Raw genomic sequence first — 561 nt, 5'->3', positions numbered from 1 at the left:
TGGCAAATTTTCCGTGGTGTTCGGTCAAAAAACATGAACGCGATATACTCATGGCAGAGTGGTTTAGCAACCGCACGCTTTATCTCGTGTTAAGAGACAGCCAAAATAGCGTGATTGGGTATCGCAGATGCTATGCTGTAGCGCCTGTCGAACAAGCTTTGGATGGTGTGTACAGCCATTGTGGCGGCAGATTCCAGCCCTCCTCGATGGGCACGGCGCTTTTTCTGGCAGCACGCACAGATTTTCATGATGTTGACGGGAAACAAGCAGCTTTTGTTTCCATTCTCGTTCACGGCATTCCCAAACAAGATGTCCCCCTTGATATCCCCCTGGGCAAGCTTTGGTGTGATGCCAATGAACTAAATGGTGGTGTAGAGATACTCAAAACACCCATTAATATTCCTTTGCGTGCCGATGTTCGCGAACAATTCAAGATTTTATTGAGGTTTTAATATGAAGCATGAAAGTGGTTTACCCTTTGCAATTGACAGATCTCGCGGCAAAGAGGAACAACAAAGCGTTGTCTTTTATGGCACGCGTCCCTTTATTCAAAGTGGTGAA

At 46.2% G+C, this 561-nt stretch carries 1 pseudogene; it reads left to right on the top strand.

Going from position 1 to position 561, the window contains the following annotated elements:
• Positions 1-452: pseudogene (locus tag ACFIK0_RS09855) on the top strand (phage tail protein); the annotation flags it as partial.
• Between the last annotated feature and the right edge of the window lie 109 nt (positions 453-561).

This window comes from Bartonella sp. CL63NXGY (assembly GCF_042194905.1).
Lineage (GTDB): Bacteria > Pseudomonadota > Alphaproteobacteria > Rhizobiales > Rhizobiaceae > Bartonella.
The sequence above is the reverse complement of the archived record's forward strand: the minus strand, read 5'-3'. Positions and strand labels throughout refer to the sequence as shown.